Source organism: Clostridium sp. C8-1-8, from assembly GCF_009928445.1.
In the GTDB taxonomy this organism is placed as follows: domain Bacteria; phylum Bacillota; class Clostridia; order Clostridiales; family Clostridiaceae; genus Clostridium_AR.
This window is the reverse complement of sequence record NZ_JAABNO010000002.1, coordinates 51,063-76,832: the sequence shown is the minus strand read 5'-3', so window position 1 is coordinate 76,832 and position 25,770 is coordinate 51,063. Positions and strand designations below refer to the sequence as shown.

Sequence of the window (25,770 nt, the reverse complement as noted above, 5' to 3'; positions counted from 1 at the left end):
GGAGCTATTCCAAACATATACATGACTATTATTTGATAAATTAAATATATATTAGTTTGTAAATTACGAATTAGTTACTTAAACCATCAATGTACTCATTATCATAATTTCCATCTCTGTTTTCTTGTCAAAGGCTGTACTCTTTAGCTTTCTTTCTGTCTCTATACATAGCTTCATACAACTATAAAGTTGCTTGTAAGAAAACTTTCTGCTTTGAGTCATTAACTTTTCACATATGAAAGCTGGTCTTCTAATCTCCTTAGCTAGGTCGTCCTTAGTCTTCCCCTTTTCCATGCCAAGTTTTATCTTATATAACATAGTAAATTGGGATTGTATTAAAGACAGTATAAGCATTAGATTCTCACCTTTACTTATAAGTTCATTCATGATATCAATTGATTTTTCTGACTTCTTTTGACTTATAAAGTCTACCAAATCAAATACATCATCTTCGCTTTTATGAGGAAGCATTTTTGTTATATCCTCTCTGGTTATGTCTCTTCCTTCCGTATAGCTTATAAGCTTATCTATCTCTCTTTCAATTATATTAAAATTGTTCTCTACAGAATCACAGAAGTATCTTAACTCTACTTTTCCTATATTCTTTCCTTTCTCCTCAAATATAGAACCTACCTTTTTGTAAAGCCTTTCTCCCTTTAGCTTATCAACCTTTACCACCGTAGCATTTTTTTCAAGGGTAGTTAGCTTTTTATTCCTAGTAGGATTTTCTCTCTTATCATTTAATAGATAGTACATAACTAGTATGCAATGAGAAGGTGCATCTTTTAAATAATCTACCAGTTGGTTATATATCTTAGTACCTGCCGCATCACTTTTATCTCTTAAAAAATTAGATCTATATATGACAACTACCTTTTTATCTGCAAAAAACGGCAAGGTCTCGCAAGCATTCATTATCTCATCAAAAGAGGTTTTCATTCCATCTATTCTTATATAATTAAGATCTTTAAATTCACCACTTACGGTTTTAGCTACTATCTTATCTATATTTTCACTTATTATCATCTCATCTAAGCCTACAAATACATAAGCCCCTTCTAGGCCTTTTTTCATCTTACTTTCTAATCCATCTAAATCAATCACTGTTATCACCTTCAGATTCAATTATAGTATCACTTAAACCATCGGAGGCTTTTTTACTTGAAATAAGCTCTCCTTTTCCACTAGTTTTTATTATATCATAGTATTGATTGCAAATATAACACTGATTGTTAACATCTACTATGTAGCTTTTTCCTTTGTTTACTATCACTATCTCCTTTTCCTTATCATTTAGCTTAATAGCAATATTACCCTCAATATAGGATCTTTCATTTATCCACTTTAAACTTTCAGTTGGATAGTACTTTTTGTTCATTAAATTATAACTATACCCAGTTAAATTATGGACGATTAATATTCTATTAAAACCCTGTTCTACCAATAATGCCTTAGTTTTATTGTCATTAATTAAGGTTAGCTTTGTTTGAATACTATATAAAGAAAGAATTACAACAACAAATATCGCCCATGCTACAGACCTAGCCTTCTTATACCCTTTGCTATACATATAGATACAGATTAGTATTAGACAGTACCCGTAGACTATATTAAAGTTAATAGTAGTAACTTTCAGAGAAAACTGATCAATAAAGCTTATTCCTCCTTGCATTGCCACAATAAAAAGCTTTATCAGATAAGCTGATAGCATAAACACCTTATCATTAAACATAAGCAAAAATGCTATGTTGCCAAGTATTACTATAGCCGTAAACATAGGAAGTAAAAATAGATTCCCCCACATAAAGTTAGGTGAAAAGTTATTTAAGGCCAGGGTGGCTACTGGGAAGGAAAAGACCTGAGCTGAAATAGAAATGCAAAAGGTATCGCTTATCAGCTCTGGCAGCTTATAAAACTTTCTTTTAAGCTTATTATAAAACAGCAATATACCTAAGGTTGATAGGTACGACAACTCAAAGCCTATGTCATATAAATAATAAGGCTTAAAACATAAAAGAAGTATTGCTGAAAAGCATAGGGAGGATATAGAATCATAATTTCTATAGAGCTTTTTAGATAGCTTAAGAATAAGTATCATTATGAAGGCTCGCCAAGTAGAGGACTTTCCTCCACTAAATATGGTATAAATAAAGCTTACTAGCAGAGCCACCTTAAATCCTAGTATCTTTTCTATGATTGAATATACAACGGCTATATGAAAGCCTGAAACTGATACAACATGTATTATTCCAAACTTACTCATCAATGTGTTCTCATCATCTTTTAGGTACTTAGTATATCCAAAGGCTGCTGAACATACTAGCGCAGCTCCATCATCCCCTATATATTTCTTTATCTTGTTATAGAAATCATCTTGCTTTTCATTTGAACTACCGCTAAACCCATTCTTTAAATAACTATATTTAGATACTTCTATAGTTCCTACTATCCCTTTCTCATAGTCAGCTTTTCTCTCAAACCTTCCATATAGAGCGTATTTACCGCCATCTTTAAGCTCCGGCAGCTTACCCTCAAGTTTAAAGCTCTGTCTGCCAATCTCGCCAATCTTACTTTTCGAATTTGAAACTTCAACCTTAAAAACATTTTCTGTATTAGTGTAAAAGCTGTAATACACCATAGAATTAACATAAGCTGCCACAAAAAATATTATAATAATTGCTATAAAATTTTTGCTATATATAAAAAAATGTATTAAAAAAAATGATGCAGCTATAAGCACTGCACCAAGAAAACTTACTTTTATTAGATTGAAGGTTAATATCCCAGCAATACATGCAACTAATATATTGACCGCTGGTCTTTTAACCTCTTCATTGTTTGTAAGCTTATTTATCATAATAATCAAAATATCATATATAAACTAATAAAAATAATACCTCTAAATATATGCACTATACAATATCCTTCATACATTAACTTATCCTATAGATATTACACTTTGTAATAAAACTTATATTTTTAAATACTTCTCTCAGAACCCAAAGAATTTATAAAAATAGATTTCATATTAAAGTGATACATCTTTACAATTCAATAAAAAGCCTATATATAATACTAATTCCTTTCATAATATAAGTGATATAAGTTTAAAAGAAATTTCTTAGCTTTCATTGTATATTCTCTCCATTTAATTGCAAAAATTTCAATAATTCCATATAAAATCATAAAAACAGCTGCAATTATAAGTACTTTTGGATTAAATCCATATAAGAAATACAATCCTAACACAACTTCAACTATATATACCGGTAACCCGAAGCCTATAAACTTCAACAAATTCTTAGACTGTTTAATGTTAATATCAAATACTATATATGATTTTAACAATAATAAAAGGTAAAAACATATGGTTATGAGCTGTCCATAATTTGCGAAATTAGTAATCTTGCATATAATTGCAAATATAACAGTTGGTAAAACAGCAGTTCCTGCCAGATATGCTAAGCTTCTTTCCTTAATTACATATCTTTCGTTAAATAATAGTCCTACCGCAAGTAATGGAATAAGCAATATATTTTCAACAATAGTTAAAAACATGTCCCTATTAAAATCAATGCCAAAGATTTTTGGTACTACTAAGGAAGAAATCTGTAATAAAACCAAATAGATCAATAAACTTTTTCCTATCCATAGATTTCGTCTCAATATAGTTATTTTTTTTATTAACTCCAAATACTTATGTAAACAGTCTTCCTTCATGTACACGTCTGATAGTTTCTTAACCAAACTAGAACATTTCTCTCCGTTGGATATTCCAAGCTGAGCTGCACTTAAGGATGGAAGGTCAGTTAGGTTATCCCCTACAACCGCTACTTTATATCCATCGTTTATAAACATGTTGATTATTCTATTCTTCATCTCATAGGATATCCTAGAATAAACCTTTACTTTTGAAAGAACACTTATCATTTCTTCTTCGTTTAATGAATCTAGCTCAACACCTGATATTACTTCGTCTATACTGCTTATTAGTGATATATCTGTTGCTACTTTTGCGGCAGCTATCTTGTTCTCTTCTGTTATTATCATAGGAGCTATATTATTTCTTTTTAGAGTCTTAATTATTTCATCACTATCTTGTACTACTGGGTTTAAAAAAGCCATGATACCTACAAAAACCATATTACTTTCTATATTTTCATCTGGGGTAGGCTGATATCCAAAACTACGATAAGCAAATCCAATGGTTATTAGACCTTCACTAGAAAAATTATAATCACAGTTTTTGATATTTTCTATATCTTCTTCTGTTATTTCCTTTTCTACACCCTCTTTCATTATATGAGTACATCTGCTTAGTACTTCATCTAAAGCACCTCTTGTGTTTACTCTGTAGTTCTTCTCCACCTTATTTAGAGTTGTAACCATTCTTCTTTCTGTATCATAAGGCAACTCAAATATTCTTCTCTGCTGAGTCATAAGCATTCCCTTATAGATCCCTCTGCCTGCCCCCAATCTCAATAAAGCTATCTCAGTTATATCTCCCTTTCCAGAATCATCATTAACATTGTATATGGCATTATTAGTTAAAAGTCCGATATTAATCATTCTTTGAAGGTTTATATCATTATTGTCCCCTTCATCTTCTCCATAAACTTTTTCATCAGTATACATCTTCTTAGCTATCATCTTATTAACAGATATAGCTCCAATCTTCTCCAAAAATATTATATCTATCTTTTCTTCGATATCAAGAACTGAAAGGTTTATAAGTTCTATCCCTTCTAATGCTAACTTTTTCTTATAAAGATATATAAATGAAATGACTATAATTACATACCCTACAGTTTCTAAAGAATATAATTCATTTAATAATAAATTAATTCCACTGTTTCTACCAACAAAGAAATATTGTGCTAAAGCTACCATACCTGAAATAATCAATGTGTACTTAAAAACAGTGTTAATCTTCTCTTCTAATTTTCTTCCTAAGGTATTTTTTCTAATCCCCGCACTGTTAAGAAGAGCCATATTCCTGCCTAGCTGAGTTTTACTACCTATAGCTATTACAATTCCTAATCCGTCACCTCTTACAATAGTGCTTCCCTTGAAAAGTATATTCTTCATCTCTGACAGAGAGTTAACAGCCCCTTCTATCATAGTTTCATACTTCTCACATAAAAACTCTTCTCCGGTGACATTCTTCTCATTTACCTTAAGCTCTTCACTTTCAATCACTCTTATGTCTGCCGGAACTAACATGTTTTTTGTAAGAACAACAATATCTCCAACAACCAGTTCTTCTGAATTAATATTTTCCCTAATTCCATTTCTTATAACTCTTGTGGTAGTATAGTTTAGGCTATTTAATATGCTTAATTCTTTTCTACTTTTAACAATTTCATAATATCTTATAGCAACTGTTAAAATAGCCAATAATACTATAATTACACCTTGTACAAAGTAATGAAAAAACATAAAAAGTACTGTAGTGGCAAGCATAATTAGGAACCATGGTTTTAAAAGGAGCCTCACCAGTATAACCTTTGAAGTTTCTTCTATAGTTATTGGCATTATATTTAATCCGTTTGCTTCTCTTCTCTTACTTACCTCATCACTACTTAACCCTCTATTTAAATCACTTTGCAACTTATCTATGACTTTATTCCAAGATATGTTATACCATCTTTCCACTATATTTACTCCCTGCTATAATTATTTGCTACTTTAATTTTCGTCTATATTGCTAACACACTTTACCAAATAAATATAAAAAGTAAAATTATACTTCTCAAATTAATTTACTTTGTATCATTTATTATAACAGAGACCCTATTTCTAATGAACTAGCATTTTTAACTAAAGATGTAGCACTTCAATCCGAAACTTATTTTCAAAACTCCTCTAGATTTTGAGAGGAGAATTTGAAAATAAAAATTTTAGTATTATTTGATACATCTATAGAGCACTTACTATGATTTTGTCTTTGGATTAAATACAAGTCCCATTATATATCCAAAGAATATTGCCGCGGTAATACCTCCTGCGGTTCCAGTGATTCCTCCAGTAAAAGCACCAATTAGACCATTTTCTTTAACCGCCTTTATCGCTGCTTTAGCTAGTGAATTTCCGAAACCAGGTAAAGGAACAGTAGCCCCAGCTCCTCCTATTTCTATTATTTTATCGTATATATTAAAAGCGCCTAATATGACACCTAGAGTTACAAAAGCTACTAATATCCTTCCTGGAGTAAGCTTAGTTTTGTCCATCAATACCTGAGCTATTACACAAATAGTTCCACCTACCAAAAAAGCATAAATGTATTCACTCATAATATTTCTTATCTCCTTTCAAAATTGTGAATCTCATTTTAACTATATTCAATGGCCACTGCATGAGCTATACCTGGTATTGTTTCCCCTTGAAGGGAGGTTGTTGTACTCATCAGTGCTCCAGTGGAAACAAGTAATAGCTTCCCGATCTCACCTTTCAACATCTTTTTATATAAATAACCGCAAGTCACAACTGCTGAACACCCGCAGCCACTAGCTCCTGAATTAGTCTTTTGTCTTTCATTATCATAAATAACAGCTCCGCAATCGATGTAAACATCCTTAATGTCATAACCATATTCTAAAAGAAGCTTTTGTGTTATTTCTTTACCGACAAGTCCCAAATCTCCAGTGGCAATAATGTCGTAATCATCTGGTGTACGCCCTGTATCTTGAAAGTGCCTATAAATAGTATCTACAGCAGCTGGTGCCATCGCTGCTCCCATGTTTGATGCATCCTTAATACCGTAATCTTTTACTATTCCTGTGGTTACATAAGTTACATATGGGTTATCTCCTTCGTTAGACAGAAGTATTGCACCTGCTCCTGTAACAGTCCATTGAGCAACTTCTGACCTTTGGGCCCCATATTCTAGTGGAAATCTAAACTGTCTTTCTGCTGAACTAAAGTGTGATGAGGTTGCTGCTATAACGTACTTTGCATATCCTCCATCCATAAGAAGTGATGCAAGCCCAAGAGATTCAGCCATAGTAGAGCAGGCGCCATATAGACCTATAAAAGGTATATTCATATCTCTTGCTGCAAAGCTTGAAGACGCAAGCTGATTGAGTAAATCCCCAGCAAGTAAATAATCGATATCCTTCTCCTCAAGTTTTGCTTTTTTTATAGTTTCTTTTATTGCTGTATACATCATGGAAGACTCCGCTTTTTCAAAACTTTCTTTCCCATTGGTATCATCTCGAAGTATTATGTCAAAATAGTCTTTTAAAGGTCCATCGCCTTCCTTTGGACCAACTATACTAGTTGTACATATTATCTTAGGTGGATTCTGTAGTTTAACGGTTTGTTTTCCTATCTTTTTCTGCTCATTACCCATATTTATCTCATAGCCAAAAATTTATTATTAAAATATAAACTTTAGTACCTTAAAATTTTTGGCCTCTCCTTTCTATCTATATAATTAAGATAAAAGTTTTAATAAAGTAACCTTATTCAGTGATTTTTTTGTAATTAGATTTGCGAAACCAGTGTTTCAGTGTTTTACTTTATAATACCGATAACATAATAGATCAAACCTACTATTACGGAAGTACCAATACCGTAAACTAGCACTGGACCTGCAATAGTAAACATCTTTGCTGCTAAGCCAAAGATATAACCTTCTTTCTTAAACTCTATAGCAGGAGAAACTATGGAGTTTGCAAAACCAGTTATAGGTACAACAGTACCTGCGCCTGCAAATGACGCAATTTTATCGTACACTCCTATACCTGTCAATAACGCTCCTATAAAAACCATAACTATTGCCACCCAGGTACCCGCATCTTCTTTGGACATACCCCAATATAAAAATGTATTTGAAAAAAACTCTCCTACATCACAAATTAAACCACCAACAATAAATGCATTAATACAGTTCCTCAAAAGCTTTGGTTTTGGTTCTGATTCTTTGGACAACTTATCAAATCTCTTTTTTATACGTTCTTCTTTAGGCTCCATTTTATCCCTTCCTTCTGAAAAATGAACTAAACCCTTTTATATGCACCTTATTCCTATAAATTAATTCATTTTAATATTAAACTTAATTACTATTTTACTTAGTGTAACTTATTGTCTAAGTGTATTTTATGGATTTGTAGTATATTTATAAGCAAGAAAATTTGGCAATAATCAAAAACTTTTATAAAACAAAAAAAAACGGTGGTAATCCATCCGTTTTTTTAAAATTCCGATAATTTTTTTCGCATCTGTTGCAGTACTTTCTTCTCTATTCTAGAAACTTGTACTTGACTTATACCAAGCATCTTAGCTACTTGTATCTGAGTTTTATCTTTAAAATATCTAAGTAATATTATTTGCCTTGACTTAGGTTCCAAACTCTTTAAAGCTTCCTTTAAAGCTAATCTATCTATCATTTCAGCATCTTCTTCACCATTTTCAGCAATCTTATCAATAAGCAGTACTGGTGACCCATCATCTTGATGTATAGTATCATATAGGTATTGCATACTATTAGCTGATTCTAATGCAAAAACAATTTCTTCCTTATCTACACCAGAATACTCTGCCAGTTCTTCAATAGTAGGTTCCCTATCTAACTTTTTTGATAGTTCCTCTCTACTAAAATGAAGTTTTCTGGCTAAAGTTTTAGTATTTCTAGATACTTTTATAAAGCCATCATCTCTAAGAAATCTCTTTATTTCTCCTATTATCATTGGAACTGCATAAGTGGAAAATTTTACATTGAAGGAATCATCAAAATTATTGATAGCCTTAACTAGTCCTATTGAACCTATCTGAAATATATCTTCGTAATCATAGCCTCTATTTAAAAACTTTCTACTTATTGAAGAAACTAGAGGCATATTAATCTCAATAAGTCTATTCATAGCTTCTACGCTACCAGCTTTAGCCTGCCTTATCAGTGTGGTATTATCATCATAATTGAACTCTTCTTTTTTGAAATTATTATTTTCCATAGATTATCACCTAACCTACAGAGTTAAAGTTTTTTTTCATAACTATTTTAGTCCCTTTTATTCCATCACTGTATACTTCTAAGGAATCCATAAAAGTCTCCATAACAGTGAATCCCATACCTGATCTTTCTAAATCTGGTCTGGAAGTATATAAGGGCTGCATTGCCTCGTCTAAATTCTTTATTCCTATTCCTTGATCTTCAATTATGATGGTTGCTTCACTCCCCTCTAATATGGTCTCTATGCTTACTACTCCATCTTCCTTTTCCTCATATCCATGAATAATAGAATTTGTAACAGCTTCAGATACAGCAGTTTTAACATCACTTAACTCTTCTATAGTAGGGTCTAGTTGAGATATGAAGGCAGCTACAGCAACTCTTGCAAAACCTTCATTTTGAGATTTACTTAAAAATTCTATCCTCATTTTATTTCCTTCCATGTTAATTCCCCCTTAATTAGCCGCATTTGATGGCATCATTTATGCTTTCGTAGTAATTAATTATTTTGAACATGCCAGACAATTCAAATACTCTTTTTACATTTTTATTTGCTGCTACCACACTTACCTTACCTTTTCTAATAGAAAGCCTTTTATATCTTCCTATTACCATGCCTATTCCTGAACTATCCATAAAAGTTACCCTAGAAAAATCAAAGACAAGATTATTTATTCCATCTCTATCAATTCTATCATCAACTTTAACTCTTATTTCCTCAGCACTATGGTGGTCAAGTTCACCTGTCAGTGCTACCACTAAATTATTATCAACTTTATTAAAATTTAATTCCATAAGCATTACTCTATTAAGAGTAATCCACCTCCTTAGCTACTTCGCCAATTTAGCTTCCTTCTTTTTCCATAATTTTAACATAATTTTTTGTAATAAGTCAAACATATTTATCATATATTTGTAAATTATGGTATTTAATTCTGTAAATATATAAAAAAGTGGCTGAAGTAACCTTCTTCACTGAGCTTTTTTGCCCATATGCCCTTAAGGTAAAAAAACACGCTGAAGCCACTTCCTTCAGCGTGTTTTTTGAGTATCTGCCTTTTCCAATACATATGAGAAAAAATCTAGAAGGCAAATAAATTTCATTTATTATTTTGATTTGTTATATGCATTTATCTCACTTTTTATAGAACTCAGTATATCTTCAACGGTACATGTATCCTCTGCCATAAGTATCTGTATAGCATCATCTATATCATTTATAGCATAAATATGGAATTCACCATCTTCAATAGACTTTTCTACTTCGCTGTTCAGTACTATGTCACTAATATTACTAGATGGTATTATAACTCCTTTTCCATATACATTATCTATAGCTTTGCACACCTTATAGAAGCCTTCTACCTTTTCATTTACTCCTCCAATTGGTTGAACCTCACCAAATTGATTTAAGGAACCAGTTACAGCTATATTCTGCTTTATTGGCACCTTGCTTAAGGCTGAAAGCATGCAGACAATCTCTGCTATAGATGCACTATCCCCCTCTAACATCCCATAGGTTTGCTCAAAACTAACATGAAAATCTACAGGGATCCTAGAATAAGGATCTATTAGCCTATTTAATAGACCATTTAATATATCTATGGATTTTGCATGAATGCTTCCACTTAAGTTACTTTCCTTATGCACATCGACTATTCTTCCAACTCCCTTATGACATATACAGGTTATTCTAGTAGGCTTCCCAAAGCTGTAATAGCCTGTGTCTAAAACAGATAGACCATTTATACTACCGACTATTTTAGACTTAACATCTATGATCATTTTTCTTTCCTTGAACATAGAAATTATTTCTTTTTCTATAAGCTCTTCATTGTAAGCTACTGAAATTATCTCATTTTTTCCTATTATTCTTTTATCTACTTTTTTTGCAATATCATTTGATAAAATAAGTATTCTGCTTATCTCCTCATCATCGATAAATAACTTATTTTTATCCTGAGCCTTTCTTGATAGATACTTCCCTATTTCATTTATAGCCTCATTACTAACTAAAAGAAGTTTATTTTTTTCCTTTATCTCTTTTATTATAGAAATTAATGATATTTTTACTTCTTCATTTATACTTACATAGGGATTATATTGAGCTTTTATTTTAAATAGATTTCTAAAGTCCTCATCATAGGTATATAAAAGATCATAAGTTTCGCTGTCACCAATTATAACAAGCTTCACATTTATATCTATAGGCATTGGTTTAAGCCCATTAAGCGCTAAGAACTCCAAATAACCTCTATTATAATCATAGCTTAATTTATTGCTCATCAAGGTTTTTCTAAGGTAATAATAGCTTCCTGGATTGTTAAGCAGTGAACTTGCTCTTACTATAACACATCCTTCATTGGCTTCTAGTAACGAACCTGAAGTTATTAGAGATATATCAGTAGTATATACACCATTATGGTTTTCATATTCTATACTTCCTATCAAACTAGTTATGCTAGGATCTTCTTCAAAAACAACCTTTGGATGTTCTACTTCCTTATTATCTACTAGCAAATTTATCAATAGCCTATTAGCTAGTTCTTCTATCTTCTCTATATCCTCTTCATAGTTCATAGAATAATTCTCTATGACTTCATTTTCAATCAAATCACATATTTTATTTAGATAATCTAAAGCTTCTTTCTCTTCAATAAATTCCTTAAATACATCATCCTTTATATCCTTAGACTCTTCGTTTAGATACTGTTTAAATATCTTTTTTATTTTATCAATAGAATTTAACTCTATATCCTTTAATTGTTCTAAAACATCCTCAGCTCCATACTTAAGCTTACTTGCTTTTGTTACTATTTGATCCTTTGATACTTCTTCTAACCCGTCATATTCTTTTTCTGTCATGGCCTCTCCCTCTTTAAGAGGTATGAAAGCAAAGCCATTGGTTGTAGCCTTTACATCAAACCCTTCAGTTTTTGCCATTTCAACAAGACTGCTAATATAATCACTTCTCTTCTTCTGAATTTCCTCTATTATATTTTCTTTCTCTTTATTGGATGACGAATTGTAAAAAGCAAAAACTTTTTCAAGGTAGAAGTTCTTTATACCTTCCAATCTCTCTTTAAAAATCTTTCCTTTTCCATTACTTAGGAATAAAGGCTTAGGATATCTATCATCTTCTAAAACAACATAGCATATATCCTTTGGTGGAGCTTTTTTCACAAAGATATCTTCAATGAAATTAATTATATTTTCTAATTTGTCTTTTGAAAACAAGTCTATAAGATAAACATTAAACCCTTGCTTTTCAATCCTAAGAGCTGTTTCTAGACTCTTATAAACTTCTGCATATTCTGGTATAAATCTTTTATCTGCTGCTTTTGAAGCTTGACTAAAATCAACATTGTAAATAACCTCTTGTGGAGTTAACTCTCTCTTCATAATGTCCCACTCAAAAATTGCAAAAGGCAAATCTTTTTCCAATTTATTAGAGTAGTTTCCTCCTCTATAAAGTAATCTACTATATTAATATTCTATTTTTTTAATTTTAGGTATAAATTTTACCAATTTATTTCATCAACTTTCATCAGAATTATACATTGTTTAAATATTATACTTTCATTACTCTAACAGCTAAAGGCAACTAGTTTCCAATTTATGTATTGATTGGTGGCATTCATAAAAATATAATTATATATAATGATGTATTACTTTCATGACAAATATATTAAAAAAACTTCCTATGATTTCTGAGAATTGATTTTCAAATATAAATCTTAACATTAAGTTGTATATAAATTATAAGGATTTCAACTCCTGATAATATAGCATGTCTAAAACTAAGCACATATTTAACAAAATGGAGGAATCTTATTTTGAACGAATTATATTTAATTAATATTGACAACCGCTATGGCTTTATCGATAATGATGGAAAATTTGTTATTGAACCAGTCTATACCTCTGCAAACGAGTTTTCTGAAGGCTTAGCTCATGTTATAACTTTAGATAATACTAAAGGATATATAAATACAAACAATGAAATGGTAATAAAACTAGACGCAAGTTTCTACGATGACTTTCATGAAGGACTTGCTTGTGTAACTTTAGATAAAACCTCAGGTTATATAAATAGTGAAGGAAAATTTGTTATTGAGCCAATATATTCCTATGCAAGTCAATTTGGAAATGGTACTGCCTCTGTTAAACTTGGAGACAAGGCTGCTATAATTAATAAGCAAGGAGATTATATAATAGCCCCTAAGTACGACAATATATCAAACTTTTCAGAAGACTATGCTGTTGCTACACTTAATAATACTGCTGGTTTTATAAACAGAGACGGAGAAGAAGTTATTGATTTCAAGTTTCAATCTGCCTACAGCTTCTCAGAAGGACTTTCCTGTGCTAGAGTAGACGGTAAATGGGGATTTATAAATAAAACTGGCGAGTTTGTTATTACTCCAAAATACTATTATGCTGAAAGCTTTAAAAACGGCTATGCTAAGGTCACTATAAATCCTGATGGAGGAATTGGCTTCATAGATAGGTTTGGTAACGAAATAATTAAGGATGATTTTTATTATGCAGAGGACTTTTCTGAAGGTTTATCTGCTGCTGGCTATTACAATGTAGGTTTTGGCTTTATAAATCCCCAAGGTGAATTTGTTATAAATCCAATATTTAATGTGGCACATAGCTTTCATAATGGAGTAGCTTTGGTTGTGTATAGAGGTGTTTGGGGATATATTAGAAAAGATGGTTCCTGGATTTATAAGCCAGAAAACTTAAAGTAACAAAAAGTTTTACACTTTGCTTAATAGTAAAAAAAGGAGCACTAAAGTAATTTTCTTCAGTACTCCTTTCGTATAATATGTCTTATTCCACTGTATATAAATAAGTTTTCTACATACGCTTAATTTCAACAGTGTATTTTAAATAGACCTATCTTAATAATTTGAATTTGATACTTTTCCTTCGCATATCTCTATAGAAGCTGATGCCCCTATTCTAGTTGCTCCGTTCTCTATCATCTTTAAAGCATCTTCTTGACTTCTAACTGCACCAGAAGCTTTAACACCTAATTCTGGTCCTACAGTGTCTCTCATTAATTTAATATCTTCTGCAGTAGCCCCACCAGTTGAAAAACCAGTTGAAGTCTTTACAAAATCAGTTCCTGCCTCTTTTGCTAGCTTGCAAGCCATAACTTTTTCTTCATCAGTTAATAAACAAGTCTCAATTATTACCTTTGTAAGCGCTTTACCTTTTGCTGCATCTACTACAGCCTTTATATCTTCTTTAACATATTCGTAGTCTTTATCTTTTAACTTGCCTATGTTTATAACCATATCAACTTCAGTAGCGCCCTTAAGTATTGCATCACTTGTTTCAAAAGCTTTTACTTCTTTAGTGTTTGCTCCTAAAGGGAATCCAATTACTGTACAAACCTTTACTTCGCTTCCCCTTAATAGCTTTGCTGCTAGTTCTACATTGGAAGGATTAACACATACTGAGGCAAATTTATACTCTAATGCTTCTTTGCAAAGCTTTTCTATTCCTGCCTTAGTAGCTTCTGGTTTAAGTAAAGTATGATCGATCATTTTTGCTAATTGTTCTTTATTCATTTCTTCCTCCTATTATAAAAAGGTTTCTTTAATATTCTAGTTAATTATAAACTTCTAAGAAGTTTTCGTCTACATAAAAAACTCACTGAACAAGGGTACTCTAGATACTTCAGTGAGATTTTTGCGCTTCTGTCTTTTTGGACCCTACGTGAAGAAATTCTAACAGGCGCCATAATTTTCTTTTTTATTCTTACTTTTTATTCTTTTTAGCAGTAGCTTTGTTTTCATAAGAGCATACTATACCTAAAAAGCTTATAATAATCAACACACCTTCAACTAAAAATGCCGTTAAGCTAAATCTCTCATAGAAAACTACAGAAAATGCTATCACTGCACTTAGCACCACAAAAAACTTATAAAAGCTTTTCACCTTAAATACAACAAATATCAAAACAAAAAACTTTATACCATACAAAATACTAAGTATTATAGCTTGACTATCCGTAGGAAATATGTCAGATAAAACTGGTACATTGAGCATTTTATAAAAATATATTCCGCTCATAAATATTACTTCTAGAAAGAGAATAGTTAGAAAAACCACCCTATAAGTTCTTAAGTTAATTTTCATCTTTTCTCCTGTTCCTTAAACTCCTTACCAATTAATAACCTTTGGCAAGAAGCTTATCTTTATTTCTAGAACTCCTAACTCAACTATTGATTGATACATGCATACAAATCCTCAAAAGCCAGGGTTTTAAGTCAAGTATAAATTAAGTTTCTATATAGGAATTCTTTAATTGGCATTATATATCATAGCTTGTTGCTGGCTTACTAAACAGTAATTTATGGTAAGAGCTATAATTGAATTCAAATATCCGTCTCCGAAATGTTTCTTACTAATTATAACCATAAACATAGAAATCATCAATCTAAAGCTTTTATCCATAAAAAATTCATACTCATGGGTCTCACTTAAGTAAGTTTCTACAGTTTGCACTTCTCTCATAAATTTATTAACATCATGTACTAGAATAGAAGCAATGCCTATTATCCCAGCATATTGTGGTTGTACACTACCAACACTACCTCTTACTATTTCGCATATTTCTATAGCCTTATCTAAATTATTAATATAATTTTCTGGATCAGTACATATTATGTTTGACAAGGTCTGAGCACCATTATTGCTAATTATATCTTCTGAGGTTATCTTATCATAACATTTATCAGCTATATCAATATTTTTTCTATTATCAAGTCCTAGCGACACTAGAATAGCACACATTATATAATCATCTGAAGAAGTAACGTTTGAGTACCTATCTTTTATTAAAGCAAAAACCTGTTTCATTCTTAAAGAAACCGTATACAGCTCTTCATCCTCGAAATAATCAGTTAATATCCAAATACCTACTGATAAATAAGGGCTTTCAATGAATCCTTCTTCTTTTAATTTATCTTCCCAAATTAATATTCTTTCAAATCTGTCTTTCCAGTCATTTTTTAACGATAACAATATAGAAATAATATATAGATTATTTCCTCTAAAGGTCGAAAACCAACTTGTTTTATCTTTAATATATTTTCTTATGGTTCTAATCTTATCATAATTAAATTCTTTATTAGAATTTGTCAGCACTAACGCTACAAAGTGATTTAGCAGATCACCATCATATTTTAATTTATCTTTACTTTTTAAATAATCATTTTTCATTGTATCAACATGTTTTTTTAGTATTTTATCCATAAATTTACCTCATCTTAGTTTAGCTTATCATTTTAAGAGTTATTTAATATCCTATAATAATATTATAATTTTTTTCCCTTAATAGCAATTAATATTTTGTAACAATGCTGTGAATTATTTTTTACTGTTCATAAATGTATATGTGCAAAAGGCGTACTGAAGAAGTTAGCTTTATCGACTTTTTACTACTAACACCAATATACATATCTAATTTAACATAATGTATACGTTATTACATTACAAATTGGAGATAAAAAATAATTCTAAGTAGGTCATTGGCAATTTCTAATATACTTCTAAATAAAAAATTCTGATTATTAACCTAAGTTTTTGCTTATAATAAACTATACCTAGTGATTTTGCACTTTAGTATTTTATTAGCATTGATTATATGCTATAATACTAGTTGTTTATTGTGTTTTATAATTTTTTATATTAAACTCAACTCATATATATCTTTATTCTTAGTTCATCAATTTATAACTCATATTATTATTCTATTGCAAATATATGAATAAAATTATGTGAAAATAGTTATTTTTTTGTGAACTAAAATATTAATTTTCCATTTAACTACTTTATATAATCATAAAGGAAACTTATATTGGTAAAGATGTCAATTTAAAGTTAGAGTTTTAAATTAAAAGCTAAAATGGACTTATAATATATGAAAAGGGGTTTTAACCATGGGTTTTAAGGAAAAACTATCAAAATATTATACTGACTCATACATAAAAAAGTATGGTGATAGAATGGCTCAATTTCAAGGAACAGTTATCTCAGCTAAGGTTGAAGAAAAGACTATTCTTTGGATATTCCATACATTAGCAGCTACACTAATAATCAGACCAGAAAGAAGTAAAGCAGTAATTAAGTGTTCTTATAAGAAAAATAGATGGTTTAAAAAACCTGAGTTTATAGCAGTAAATCAAGGTCATAACGTTTTAGTTCAAGGATTAAAAGGTAAAGGTGATAAGAAATCAAAAGCAACTGGTGATGTAATTACTATCATGAATGTAGTCAACTTTACGACGAAGAAAGATTTGTTCCCAGTAGACCACTCACAAATAAAAAAAGCTAGGCAGCAACAAGTTACCAGAACAAAATAAAAGAATTGCGATAATATCGCAATTCTTTTATTTTTTATTCTATTTAGGTACTGTGTTGAAATTTAATGGTTAGTAATCTCATACTTTGAGTTCTACCAACGTACTCCTTATAAAAAAGTATACTCTACAAAATTATTAAATTTCAATAATACTCTCAAACTCAGTTATTTTTTCACTTTTATATATAGGTATACACTGTTTATAAATGCTATAACTCCAGAGAAGAATAAAACTATAAGCCACTGACCTCCACTAAGTGGTGTTGTATGAAATAGCAGTTGGAAGAATGGCATATAAACTATAGATACCATCATTGTTATAGAAACAGCAACTGCTCCCACCAAGTAAGGATTAGTTAAGAATTTTATTTCAAAGATAGAGTGTCTCTCTGATCTACATTCAAAAACATGAATTAACTGAGACATAACCAAAGTACATAAAGCCAAAGTTCTGCTTGTATCAAGACTCCACTTATAATACATACCTACCATAAAGGAGAATAAAGTACATATACCAATAAGCGTTCCTCTTACCATTATCTTTTCAGTTAAACCTCTAGAGAAAACACTTTCGTTCTTCTCCCTAGGCCTTTGCTTCATAATATCCTTATCTGCTGGATCAACACCTAGCGCTATAGCAGGAAGTCCATCTGTAGCTAGATTTACAAATAGTATTTGAATTGGTGCCAGTGGAGTTGGCAGTGAGAATATTGAAGCTAAAAACATGGTAAGTACTTCTCCTAGATTACAGGATAGTAGATATCTTATAAACTTTCTTATATTTGAGTATATAACTCTTCCCTCTTCTACTGCTGCTACTATTGTAGCAAAGTTGTCATCCATTAATATCATGGATGATGCCTCTTTAGTAACATCCGTACCAGATATACCCATAGATATTCCTATATCTGCTTCTTTTATAGCTGGTGCATCATTTACTCCATCACCTGTCATAGCTACTATATTTCCATTCTTCTTAAAAGCCTTAACGATTCTAAGTTTATGATTAGGACTTACTCTAGCAAATACCCTTATCTTATTAACCTTACTATAAAGCTCCTTATCGCTCATTTTTTCAAGTTCTTCACCAGTGATTACTTGATCTAGTGATGAACATATGTTAAGATCTTTAGCTATAGCAAAAGCCGTATTCTGGTGATCTCCAGTTATCATAACAGGCTTTATTCCAGCTAATCTACATTTTAGCACTGCATCTTTTACCTCTAACCTTGGCGGATCTATTATTCCTGCTATTCCTAAAAAGGTAAGATTGGTCTCAAGTGAATCATCCCTTTGAATATTAGTATCCTTATATGCAGCAGCGATACATCTAAGAGCCCTATTGGACATAGAATCTACAAAGGACACAATTTGCTTCTTCTTCTGAAAAGTTAATGGTCTTACTTTTCCATCTTCATATATATAGTTACATTTATCTAATAGTCTTTCAGGTGCCCCTTTTACATAGCATATTTCTCTTCCGTTTTCCTTCATTATTACACTCATCATTTTTCTTGTAGAGTCAAAAGGAATATCAAATACCCTGTGTCCTCCAGCTAAGAATCCTCTTAAGGCTCCAACCTCTTTAAAATAAAGCTTTATTAGAGCTGTCTCAGTTGGATCTCCATGGAGAGCCTTGTCCACATTTTTCTCTTCAAAGTTGTAATTGCAATCATTACAAAACACAAAGGATCTAGTTAGCATAGAGTTTGGCGGAAGCTTTTCTTCATTGAGGTTATATATCTTTCCGTTCATATATACTTCTTTTACTGTCATGTTGTTCTGAGTCAAGGTTCCAGTCTTATCACTGCATATTATAGATGTACATCCCAAGGTCTCTACAGCTGGTAGCTTTCTTACCAGTGCATTTCTCTTAAGCATTCTAGATACCCCTAGAGCAAGCGCTACAGTAACTATAGCAGGTAATCCTTCAGGTATAGCTGCAACTGCAAGACTTATACCTAACAGGAACATCTCAGTCAAATCATTTCCTCTTACTATTCCCATAACGGTAACAACAGCACATATTACTATACATAGAATAACTAAAACTCTTCCTAAAGACTCTAGTCTTTCCTTTAAAGGAGACTTCTCCTCTTCTATGTTTTGAAGTAAATTAGCTATCTTACCCATTTCTGTGTTCATTCCTATTTGGGTAACTTTAATAAATGCCTTTCCCTTTAACACGTTAGTGCCCATAAATACACTATTATCTTTTTTATTTGTACTTTTGTTTACACCTACGGACTCTCCTGTAAGAAGGGACTCGTCCACCATCAATCCAGTACATTCCACTACTTCTCCATCTGCCGGAACTCTGTCACCGGATTCTAACACCACTATGTCTCCTATCGTAAGGAATCTAGCGTTGATAACTTTTATGTTACCATCTCTATATGCCTTGCAGGTAGGCGCAGCTAAGGATTTTAGTGCCTCCAATGATTTTTCTGTTCTAAATTCCTGTATAAAACCCATAATAGCATTGATTATAACTATTATTAAAATAGTTATAGCATCTGCTTTTTCTCCCATCAATCCTGATACTATAGTCGCTCCTATAAGAACCCAAACCATAAAATCATTGAATTGGGATAAAAATAATATCACAGGAGAGACCTTTTTTTTATGACTTAGTTCATTTAAGCCAAAATTTTTAATTCTTCTTTCTGCCTCAGAAGAAGATAGTCCTCTTATAAGTTCCTTTTCCTGTATCACACTTCAGTTCCCCCTTTTTTCTGTAACATCTATAATAATATATGTAGCCATGCTATAAGTTAGAACATTGTAAATAATATCTTTACAGTAAGAATCTTTACAATTTATGTCCTAACTATTAGAATATATAAGTATAATAAATTATCACAAAGGAGGATTATTTCAGTGAAAGACGTTATATATGTTACTGGTCACAAAAATCCTGATTCAGATTCTATATGCGCAGCTATAGGGTATGCAGAATTTAAGAACAAAAGCGGAGAGATCCCTGCTATTCCAGTAAGACTTGGAGAACCAAATCAAGAAACTCAATTCGTATTAAATTATTTTGGAGTAGAAAAACCAGAATTTTTAGAAACAGTTAAACTTAAGGTAGAGGATTTAGATTTCGATAGAATCGAATCAGTTACTGCTGAAGTGTCATTAAAACAAGCTTGGAATGTGATGAAGGATAACAATGTTAAGTCTATCCCCGTTGTTGACTCTCACAAGCGTTTAGCAGGTATTCTTTCAACAGCAAACTTGACTTCTAGCTATATGGATACTTGGGACAATTGCATCCTTGGAAAAAGCAGTACTCCTATAGAAAATGTATTAGATGCATTATCTGCAGAAGCACAATACATAAACAAAGAAGCTAAGGTTTATCCTGGTAAAATTGTTGTTGCTGCAATGCAACCTGATACTATGAAGGAGATTGTTTCAACTGGCGATATCGCTATAGTTGGAGACAGAGCTGAAACTCAAGAAACTCTTATAGATATAAAGGTTTCTCTAATAATAATTACAGGATCACACAAGATGAACGAAAGACTTCTTGAAAAAGCAAGAGAAAATGGAGTTACAGTAATATCAACTCCTTACGATTCCTTTACTGCTTCAAGATTTATAGTTCAATCAGTTCCTGTTGGCTATGTTATGGCTAAAGATAACCTAGTATCCTTCTCTACAGATGAACTAGCAGATGATATAAAGCATGTTATGGCAGAAACAAGATACAGAAGCTATCCTGTAGTAGATGCGGAAAACAAAGTAGTTGGAAGCATTTCAAGATATCACTTAATCTCTAACCATAAAAAGAAAGTGATTCAAGTTGACCACAATGAAAGAGGTCAATCTGTTAATGGACTTGAGGATGCAGAGATACTAGAAATTATAGATCATCATAGAGTTGCTGATATACAAACTGGTAATCCAATATACTTTAGAAATGAGCCTCTAGGAAGTACTTCTACAATAGTAGCTAAGAGATTCTTTGAAAATGGACTTACTCCATCAAAGGAAGCTGCTGGATTACTTGCCAGTGCAATAATATCAGATACATTACTATTTAGATCTCCAACTTGCACTCCAGTAGACAAGGAAATCTGCCTAAAGTTAGCTGAAATAGCTGGAATTGAAGCAGAAGCTTATGCTAAAGAGATGTTTAAAGCTGGTACTTCTTTAAAAGGAAAAACTGTTGAACAAATCTTTAACCAAGACTTTAAACCTTTCAATATAGAAGGAATAAAGGTTGGTGTAGCGCAAGTTAATACAATGGATATAGAAGGCTTTATGCCATTGAAGGATGAAATGCTTGCTTACATGGAAAGAAAAGGAGAAGAAGCTGGACTAAAGGTAATAATGCTTCTTTTAACAGACATAATAAATGAAGGTTCTCAGCTGCTAGTTGCAGGTAAAATGCCTGAAATAGCTGAAAGAGCTTTCAACGTTACGCTTGTTGATAACACTGCTTATCTTCCTGGAGTTCTTTCAAGAAAGAAGCAAGTTATCCCACCAGTAACTAATGCCATTGCAAATCTATAATAATTAGTAAGATTTAAAAAAGCTAACATTAATTTGTTAGCTTTTTTTGCGCATCTGACTTTTCTGAACGTATGTGGAGAAATTCTGGCAGGCAACATGATTTTATTTTTTACTTTTTACCCTAAATAGCTATTTTAAGCCTTTGATATTACTAGTTTTAACTAGTAATAAAGCTTACCTTTCTACGAAAAAGATATGATTTTCCATTATACTTTCGCGAAGGTTTTAGTCTTCATATGGTATTAATAGACAGTAAAAAAAGTCAAGGTAAAGAATTAACCTTACCTTGACTTTAAGTTATTGATCATACCCCACATCTCATCTGCAGTAGTTATTGCCTTCGATCCAAGCTGGAAAGCTCTTTGAGTTATAATCATATCTGAAAATTCCTTACCTACATCTACATTAGCATTTTCTAGATATCCTTGAAGTACATCCACATTATTACTTTTTAATACCTGAGCTCCATCTTTAGGAACATAAAGATTATCTCCTACAGAAGTAAAAGCATCGCTTCCTGTTGCAGTGTATATAGGAACTTGTCCCACTGTAACATTACTACCTTTTAAAGTGATAGTACCTTTAGAATCTATTCTAAAGTTATCATCTCTCATTCTCTCATCTAGAGATACATTATCTTTATTGTAGCCTGCAGCATATTCTACATCTAGTCTATTTCCCTTTGAATCAACTAAATTGCCTAAGGAATCAATCTTGAAGGATCCATCTCTGCTATAGGCCACTGACCCATCAGATTTTTTAACTCTAAAGTATCCTTCTCCATCTAAGGCCATATCAGAAGCTTTGTTTGTCTGTTGTAACTGCCCTTGAGTATTATCTCTAACCCAAGAAGAAGTCCTTACTCCTGTACCAGTAAAAGAGTTCTTATCACTAACAGGATATCCTTGTCTATCTAAACTTTCCTTAACCAGGTCCTTAAAAGAAACATCTACACGTTTATAGCCTGTAGTACCAACATTAGCTAAGTTATTGGATATAGAGTCTAGCTTTTCTTGGTTTGCAAGCATCGCGCTTTTACCATTCCATAAAACTCTAAACATGTTTACCTCCTATTATCTCACTGAACCTATCTCATTAGCAGCCTTTGATAAAGTCTCATCCATAGTTTGTACTACTTTTTGAGTTGTTTCAAAGCTTCTCATAACGGTCATCATATTCACCATCTCATTAACTATGTTAACATTTGATTTTTCAAGAGTCTTTTGTTTTACACTTACCTGTGCGTTGTAATTAGGATTTTCACTTGCCTCATACAGATTGTCTCCAAGCTTTTTTAGATTCTTGTAGTCATTAAAATCGGCAGTCTGAATCTTATACTGAGGAGCCCCATTAACAATAACATTATTACTGTTATCAACGTTAAAGCCTCCATTGCCCACATTAATTGGTTCAGTTGCACCAGTTTTTATATTTCTTCCAAGAACACTATCACCTTCGCTAGTAACTAAATATCCTGCTGTATTAACTCTAAACTGTCCATCCCTAGTAAAATATGTATTATTGCCTCTTTTTACTGAGAAGAATCCTCTTCCATCAATGGCCATATCAGTATCTTTATCTGTACTTGAAAGATCACCTTGTGTAAACTTAACATCTGTTCCATCAATAGTTGCTCCAAGACTTAAGCTTCCTATGGTATTTTTTACATTTTGGCCAGCTACAACCTTATCCTTATTTTGAATTAATACATCTTGAAACTTTTTCACCTTAAGGTCTTCAGATTTGTATCCATTGGTATTTGCATTTGCCATATTACTTGTAATAACATCTTGCTTTGCCTCTAAAGTTACCATAGCATTTACAGCAGTATATAAACCTCTAATCACTTTTTCACATCCTTATTAAATATTACTTTGCTTTCATCCTCATATATCATACCATACCCTCTAGCCTTTTCTTCAATGGTTGCTCTAGACATACTTCTGTTATATTGATATCCAAACATGCAGAAAGTACCTATTAAAATTCCTATACCTATTCCAATTAGTAACTTTTTATCTGCTAAAAATAGGAATATCTCTCTTATTTTCTGTATAATCCTTTTATTAATAGTACTTCCCCCTTTCCTATAGCAAGCTCTTCACAGATTTGATCATCTGTAAAACCTCTGTCTAAAAGTTCCTTAACTGCTCTTGCTTTATCAGAAATCACATTCTTACTTGGATTTTTTGTTTCAGTCTCTTCATTATGCTCAACTTTAGCTTCAGTATGGTCTTCATCATCAGTATCAATATCCAAATCTAATATATCTATTCTATTATCGTTATCTTCTGAACTGTTCTTTATAGCTTTTAATCTTTCTATTTCTAATTGCAACTCTAATATAGTCTCACTGAACTCTCTTCTAAGTTTAGCTATTTCTATATCATGATCATTAACGCCTTCTTCTCTTTCTCCAAGAATTTTATCGAAGGACTTATCTTCTTTTTTTAAAGCTCTATAGTTTATCACAATAAGCAAAATTGCAATAATAATAAGTACAAATGGCATATTAACAACCTCTTTATATGTAATGAAGCTTCTTCATCGCTGCTCTAAGATTTCTTATAGCTCTACTATGTAATTGACATACTCTAGACTCCGATACCTCTAGTACCTTGCCTATTTCCTTAAGCGTCAGACCTTCGTAATAATATAAACTTAACACTATACCGTCTTTTTCATTTAGAAGCCCTAAAGCTTTACTAAGTACTTCTACCTCTTCTTTTTCTTCTAAAGTCTTTTCTGGACTAGGACTGTTCTTGTCTTCAATAATTCCCATAATAGAAATATCATCGTCTTCAGAAAATATTATATTTTCTAAGGATACAACTGATATGTAGTTTATATAGTTCTCTACTTCGCCTACATCCTCTAAGGACATATTTAGTGCTTTAGCTATTTCCTCATTGCCTGGTTCCCTGCCTAAGCTTTTTTGAAGAGAGTCTATAGCTTCATTATATCTATTAAGTTTATCCATAGCGCCTTTAGAAATTGGACTGTTTCTTCTTATCTCATCAATCATAGCACCTTTAATTCTTATAGAAGCATAAGTTGAAAACTTCATTCCCTTGCTCTCATCAAATTTATTCATAGCGTCCATAAGACCTACCATACCGTACCCAACTAAATCATCATATTCCACGTATTTACTCTTTCCAAGAATAACTCTAGATGCTATGTATTTAACCAGTGGTATGTATTTCTCTACTATCTTATCTCTATACGCTAAAGCACCTTGCACTGCCATATAAGTTCCTCCTTTAGAGTAGTTCTCTTTGTTTTCTCATTATATCGAATACCATTCTAATAATTCTATCCCTTGTTCTTTCATCTATTTCATCGAACACAACACCATATATCCATTTCTTATCTTCTGTAGCTTCCACTCTAACTACTGTTCCCTTAACAAATAGTTCTTGAGTACCATATTTAAGCTGAGATATTATCTTATCTCCTTTAGCTATCTGTTCCTTAACCTTTACTCTCATGCCTCCACCGCTTAAATCAAGCAGTATAGCATTATTCAATCTGAGTTCATCTATATCTGCTAAAGAATAATCTCCAGTTATGTAATTTATTATTTGAGCAACCTTTACTCTAACATAATCTCTTCTTTGAATTCTTTGAATTTCAAAGGGATTTGCCATTACATACATAGATATATTATTCTCTTGTGATCTAGAAATTATAGTAGATTTAAACTTATATACATCTCCATCATCACAAAAACTCATAAACTCTAAGTCTATACCTCTTGGAACTGTAAGATACTCACCCTCAGATACAGGAATGTTTATATTGAAGAAATTCTCTTCCAAGTCCTGTACCTGACACTTATAAATCTTTTCCTCATAAAGTACATCAAGTCTGTTGTTTACTGCCAAAGCTAAATTGCCCATTTACTTCACCC

General features: G+C 31.8%; 23 protein-coding genes. 3 read left to right on the top strand and 20 right to left on the bottom strand.

What is annotated here, in order from left to right; genetic code table 11:
• Nucleotides 1-78 precede the first annotated feature (78 nt).
• The 10 genes from holA to GXK57_RS02185 all read right to left on the bottom strand — a co-directional run bounded on the left by holA (nucleotide 79) and on the right by GXK57_RS02185 (nucleotide 12,355).
• A complete protein-coding gene (gene holA / locus GXK57_RS02230; RefSeq protein ID WP_160670810.1) occupies nucleotides 79-1,104 on the bottom strand; it encodes a DNA polymerase III subunit delta in 1,026 nt (341 codons plus the stop codon).
• On the bottom strand, nucleotides 1,097-2,857 hold the full coding sequence (locus tag GXK57_RS02225) for a ComEC/Rec2 family competence protein (RefSeq protein WP_160670808.1): 1,761 nt from the start codon (nucleotides 2,855-2,857) through the stop codon (nucleotides 1,097-1,099). Before GXK57_RS02225 ends, holA begins: the two co-directional genes overlap by 8 nt.
• A 218-nt stretch (nucleotides 2,858-3,075) precedes the next feature.
• Nucleotides 3,076-5,655 carry a cation-transporting P-type ATPase gene (locus GXK57_RS02220; RefSeq protein ID WP_160670805.1) on the bottom strand — a complete coding sequence of 860 codons (2,580 nt, stop codon included), beginning with the start codon at nucleotides 5,653-5,655 and terminating at the stop codon, nucleotides 3,076-3,078.
• A 278-nt stretch (nucleotides 5,656-5,933) separates the two neighbouring features.
• On the bottom strand, nucleotides 5,934-6,293 hold the full coding sequence (spoVAE, locus tag GXK57_RS02215; protein WP_160670802.1) for a stage V sporulation protein AE: 360 nt from the start codon (nucleotides 6,291-6,293) through the stop codon (nucleotides 5,934-5,936).
• 38 nt (nucleotides 6,294-6,331) lie between these two features.
• On the bottom strand, nucleotides 6,332-7,351 hold the full coding sequence (spoVAD, locus tag GXK57_RS02210; protein WP_160670799.1) for a stage V sporulation protein AD: 1,020 nt from the start codon (nucleotides 7,349-7,351) through the stop codon (nucleotides 6,332-6,334).
• Nucleotides 7,352-7,515: 164 nt separating this feature from the next.
• Nucleotides 7,516-7,974 carry a stage V sporulation protein AC gene (spoVAC, locus tag GXK57_RS02205; RefSeq protein WP_160670796.1) on the bottom strand — a complete coding sequence of 153 codons (459 nt, stop codon included), beginning with the start codon at nucleotides 7,972-7,974 and terminating at the stop codon, nucleotides 7,516-7,518.
• Nucleotides 7,975-8,195: 221 nt separating this feature from the next.
• Complete coding sequence (gene sigF / locus GXK57_RS02200) at nucleotides 8,196-8,954, bottom strand: RNA polymerase sporulation sigma factor SigF (RefSeq protein WP_160670793.1); 759 nt, start codon at nucleotides 8,952-8,954, stop codon at nucleotides 8,196-8,198.
• A 10-nt stretch (nucleotides 8,955-8,964) separates the two neighbouring features.
• Nucleotides 8,965-9,396 (bottom strand): anti-sigma F factor, encoded by a 432-nt coding sequence (gene spoIIAB / locus GXK57_RS02195; protein WP_160670790.1) that lies wholly within the window; start codon nucleotides 9,394-9,396, stop codon nucleotides 8,965-8,967.
• Between the two features lie 16 nt (nucleotides 9,397-9,412).
• Nucleotides 9,413-9,748: an anti-sigma F factor antagonist gene (gene spoIIAA / locus GXK57_RS02190; protein ID WP_160670787.1), complete on the bottom strand. Its 336-nt coding sequence runs from the start codon at nucleotides 9,746-9,748 to the stop codon at nucleotides 9,413-9,415.
• A gap of 312 nt (nucleotides 9,749-10,060) precedes the next feature.
• A complete protein-coding gene (locus GXK57_RS02185; RefSeq protein ID WP_160670784.1) occupies nucleotides 10,061-12,355 on the bottom strand; it encodes an AAA family ATPase in 2,295 nt (764 codons plus the stop codon).
• Nucleotides 12,356-12,789: 434 nt separating this feature from the next.
• Between GXK57_RS02185 and GXK57_RS02180 the strand changes: the two genes are divergently transcribed.
• Nucleotides 12,790-13,710: a WG repeat-containing protein gene (locus GXK57_RS02180; protein ID WP_160670781.1), complete on the top strand. Its 921-nt coding sequence runs from the start codon at nucleotides 12,790-12,792 to the stop codon at nucleotides 13,708-13,710.
• A 153-nt stretch (nucleotides 13,711-13,863) separates the two neighbouring features.
• On the opposite strand, the gene deoC is transcribed toward GXK57_RS02180, so the two are convergent.
• The 3 genes from deoC to GXK57_RS02165 form a co-directional block, all read right to left on the bottom strand.
• On the bottom strand, nucleotides 13,864-14,538 hold the full coding sequence (gene deoC / locus GXK57_RS02175) for a deoxyribose-phosphate aldolase (RefSeq protein ID WP_160670778.1): 675 nt from the start codon (nucleotides 14,536-14,538) through the stop codon (nucleotides 13,864-13,866).
• Between the two features lie 190 nt (nucleotides 14,539-14,728).
• The gene (locus GXK57_RS02170; protein WP_160670774.1) at nucleotides 14,729-15,109 is read right to left on the bottom strand and encodes a hypothetical protein; all 381 of its coding nucleotides are present in this window, start codon (nucleotides 15,107-15,109) and stop codon (nucleotides 14,729-14,731) included.
• A 165-nt stretch (nucleotides 15,110-15,274) separates the two neighbouring features.
• A complete protein-coding gene (locus tag GXK57_RS02165; protein ID WP_160670771.1) occupies nucleotides 15,275-16,228 on the bottom strand; it encodes a DUF4003 family protein in 954 nt (317 codons plus the stop codon).
• Between the two features lie 686 nt (nucleotides 16,229-16,914).
• Here GXK57_RS02165 and GXK57_RS02160 point away from each other — a divergent pair.
• Nucleotides 16,915-17,337 (top strand): hypothetical protein, encoded by a 423-nt coding sequence (locus GXK57_RS02160; RefSeq protein WP_160670768.1) that lies wholly within the window; start codon nucleotides 16,915-16,917, stop codon nucleotides 17,335-17,337.
• 164 nt (nucleotides 17,338-17,501) lie between these two features.
• On the opposite strand, the gene GXK57_RS02155 is transcribed toward GXK57_RS02160, so the two are convergent.
• Complete coding sequence (locus GXK57_RS02155) at nucleotides 17,502-20,051, bottom strand: calcium-translocating P-type ATPase, SERCA-type (RefSeq protein WP_160670765.1); 2,550 nt, start codon at nucleotides 20,049-20,051, stop codon at nucleotides 17,502-17,504.
• A gap of 165 nt (nucleotides 20,052-20,216) precedes the next feature.
• On the opposite strand from GXK57_RS02155, the gene GXK57_RS02150 reads away from it, so the two are divergent.
• Nucleotides 20,217-21,857 (top strand): putative manganese-dependent inorganic diphosphatase, encoded by a 1,641-nt coding sequence (locus tag GXK57_RS02150; RefSeq protein ID WP_160670762.1) that lies wholly within the window; start codon nucleotides 20,217-20,219, stop codon nucleotides 21,855-21,857.
• Nucleotides 21,858-22,138: 281 nt separating this feature from the next.
• Here the strand turns inward: GXK57_RS02150 and GXK57_RS02145 are convergent, their stop codons facing one another.
• The 6 genes from GXK57_RS02145 to GXK57_RS02125 all read right to left on the bottom strand — a co-directional run bounded on the left by GXK57_RS02145 (nucleotide 22,139) and on the right by GXK57_RS02125 (nucleotide 25,759).
• Complete coding sequence (locus tag GXK57_RS02145) at nucleotides 22,139-22,918, bottom strand: flagellar basal-body rod protein FlgG (RefSeq protein ID WP_160670759.1); 780 nt, start codon at nucleotides 22,916-22,918, stop codon at nucleotides 22,139-22,141.
• A 12-nt stretch (nucleotides 22,919-22,930) separates the two neighbouring features.
• On the bottom strand, nucleotides 22,931-23,704 hold the full coding sequence (locus tag GXK57_RS02140) for a flagellar hook-basal body complex protein (protein ID WP_160670756.1): 774 nt from the start codon (nucleotides 23,702-23,704) through the stop codon (nucleotides 22,931-22,933).
• Entirely contained in the window at nucleotides 23,701-23,823 is a 123-nt protein-coding gene (locus GXK57_RS26810; RefSeq protein WP_275051650.1) for a hypothetical protein, read from the bottom strand. The genes GXK57_RS02140 and GXK57_RS26810 overlap by 4 nt, the downstream gene beginning before the upstream one ends.
• 77 nt (nucleotides 23,824-23,900) lie before the next feature.
• Nucleotides 23,901-24,368 (bottom strand): hypothetical protein, encoded by a 468-nt coding sequence (locus GXK57_RS02135; protein ID WP_160670753.1) that lies wholly within the window; start codon nucleotides 24,366-24,368, stop codon nucleotides 23,901-23,903.
• A 13-nt stretch (nucleotides 24,369-24,381) separates the two neighbouring features.
• A complete protein-coding gene (locus tag GXK57_RS02130) occupies nucleotides 24,382-25,107 on the bottom strand; it encodes a FliA/WhiG family RNA polymerase sigma factor (protein WP_128212506.1) in 726 nt (241 codons plus the stop codon).
• Nucleotides 25,108-25,120: 13 nt separating this feature from the next.
• A complete protein-coding gene (locus tag GXK57_RS02125) occupies nucleotides 25,121-25,759 on the bottom strand; it encodes a PilZ domain-containing protein (RefSeq protein ID WP_160670750.1) in 639 nt (212 codons plus the stop codon).
• Between the last annotated feature and the right edge of the window lie 11 nt (nucleotides 25,760-25,770).

What these genes read in the sequence shown, in the direction of transcription:
- GXK57_RS26810 (WP_275051650.1), bottom strand. Translation starts at nt 23,823, where the DNA reads ATGTTTGGATATCAATATAACAGAAGTATGTCTAGAGCAACCATTGAA.
- GXK57_RS02225 (WP_160670808.1), bottom strand. Translation starts at nt 2,857, where the DNA reads ATGATAAATAAGCTTACAAACAATGAAGAGGTTAAAAGACCAGCGGTC.
- GXK57_RS02130 (WP_128212506.1), bottom strand. Translation starts at nt 25,107, where the DNA reads ATGGCAGTGCAAGGTGCTTTAGCGTATAGAGATAAGATAGTAGAGAAA.
- spoIIAA (WP_160670787.1), bottom strand. Translation starts at nt 9,748, where the DNA reads ATGGAATTAAATTTTAATAAAGTTGATAATAATTTAGTGGTAGCACTG.
- GXK57_RS02165 (WP_160670771.1), bottom strand. Translation starts at nt 16,228, where the DNA reads ATGGATAAAATACTAAAAAAACATGTTGATACAATGAAAAATGATTAT.
- GXK57_RS02145 (WP_160670759.1), bottom strand. Translation starts at nt 22,918, where the DNA reads ATGTTTAGAGTTTTATGGAATGGTAAAAGCGCGATGCTTGCAAACCAA.
- GXK57_RS02125 (WP_160670750.1), bottom strand. Translation starts at nt 25,759, where the DNA reads ATGGGCAATTTAGCTTTGGCAGTAAACAACAGACTTGATGTACTTTAT.
- GXK57_RS02185 (WP_160670784.1), bottom strand. Translation starts at nt 12,355, where the DNA reads ATGAAGAGAGAGTTAACTCCACAAGAGGTTATTTACAATGTTGATTTT.
- spoVAE (WP_160670802.1), bottom strand. Translation starts at nt 6,293, where the DNA reads ATGAGTGAATACATTTATGCTTTTTTGGTAGGTGGAACTATTTGTGTA.
- GXK57_RS02170 (WP_160670774.1), bottom strand. Translation starts at nt 15,109, where the DNA reads ATGAAAATTAACTTAAGAACTTATAGGGTGGTTTTTCTAACTATTCTC.
- deoC (WP_160670778.1), bottom strand. Translation starts at nt 14,538, where the DNA reads ATGAATAAAGAACAATTAGCAAAAATGATCGATCATACTTTACTTAAA.
- GXK57_RS02160 (WP_160670768.1), top strand. Translation starts at nt 16,915, where the DNA reads ATGGGTTTTAAGGAAAAACTATCAAAATATTATACTGACTCATACATA.
- GXK57_RS02135 (WP_160670753.1), bottom strand. Translation starts at nt 24,368, where the DNA reads ATGCCATTTGTACTTATTATTATTGCAATTTTGCTTATTGTGATAAAC.
- spoVAD (WP_160670799.1), bottom strand. Translation starts at nt 7,351, where the DNA reads ATGGGTAATGAGCAGAAAAAGATAGGAAAACAAACCGTTAAACTACAG.
- sigF (WP_160670793.1), bottom strand. Translation starts at nt 8,954, where the DNA reads ATGGAAAATAATAATTTCAAAAAAGAAGAGTTCAATTATGATGATAAT.
- spoIIAB (WP_160670790.1), bottom strand. Translation starts at nt 9,396, where the DNA reads ATGGAAGGAAATAAAATGAGGATAGAATTTTTAAGTAAATCTCAAAAT.
- spoVAC (WP_160670796.1), bottom strand. Translation starts at nt 7,974, where the DNA reads ATGGAGCCTAAAGAAGAACGTATAAAAAAGAGATTTGATAAGTTGTCC.